Source organism: Campylobacter sp. CNRCH_2016_3089 (genome assembly GCF_025772505.1).
GTDB classification, from domain to species: domain Bacteria; phylum Campylobacterota; class Campylobacteria; order Campylobacterales; family Campylobacteraceae; genus Campylobacter_D; species Campylobacter_D lari_D.
This window is the reverse complement of sequence record NZ_JAKMSF010000048.1, coordinates 1-981: the sequence shown is the minus strand read 5'-3', so window position 1 is coordinate 981 and position 981 is coordinate 1. Positions and strand designations below refer to the sequence as shown.

Here is a 981-nt window from a genome sequence, read left to right as displayed (position 1 = left end):
TTAAAACACTCTTTAAAACACTCTTTAAAACACTCTTTAAAACACTCTTTAAAATTTGGAACATTTATTGCTTTAAAAGTTCTAAGCAATATTTTGAAAGGATTTAAAATGGGTTTTAGAATAAATACCAACATAGGTGCAATGAATGCACATGCAAATTCAACTATTACAGCAAGAGAGCTTGATAAGTCTTTATCAAGACTTAGTTCAGGTCTTAGAATTAACTCTGCAGCAGATGATGCTTCAGGTATGGCTATAGCAGATAGTTTAAGATCACAAGCTGCAACTTTAGGTCAAGCAATAAATAATGGTAATGATGCTATAGGTATTTTACAAACAGCTGATAAGGCTATGGATGAGCAGCTTAAAATCTTAGATACTATCAAAGTAAAAGCTACTCAAGCAGCACAAGATGGACAAAGCACCAAAACAAGAAATATGCTTCAAGCTGATATTAATCGTTTGATGGAAGAGCTTGACAATATAGCTAACACTACAGCGTTTAATGGTAAACAACTTTTAAGCGGAAACTTTATAAATCAAGAATTCCAACTAGGTGCACAGTCAAATCAAACCGTAAAAGCTAGCATAGGGCCAACTCAAAGCTCTAAAATAGGTGTAACTAGATTTGAAACAGGTTCTCAAGCTAAAAGTAGCGGTGTAGCTCAGCTTACTATTAAAAATTATAACGGCGTAGATGATTTTAAATTCCAACCTGTAGTGATTTCTACTTCAGTAGGAACAGGACTTGGTGCTTTAGCTGAAGAGATTAATAGAGTTTCTGATATTACAGGTGTTAGAGCAAATTTCTTAGTTGAAACTACGGGTGTTGGTCCTATAAAAGCTGGTGTTACAAGTGATGATTTTAAGATTAATGGTGTAACTATAGGTAGAATAGAATATCAAGATAGTGATCAAAATGGCTCTTTAGTAGCTGCTATTAATTCAGTTAAAGATAGCACAGGGGTAGAAGCTTCAAGA

Annotated in this window: 1 protein-coding gene; it reads left to right on the top strand. The window is 33.9% G+C overall.

The window, feature by feature from the left end; genetic code table 11:
- Positions 1-108: 108 nt before the first annotated feature.
- A partial coding sequence (locus L8W69_RS09180; protein ID WP_318529614.1) for a flagellin hook IN motif-containing protein occupies positions 109-981 on the top strand: 873 nt, incomplete at its 3' end.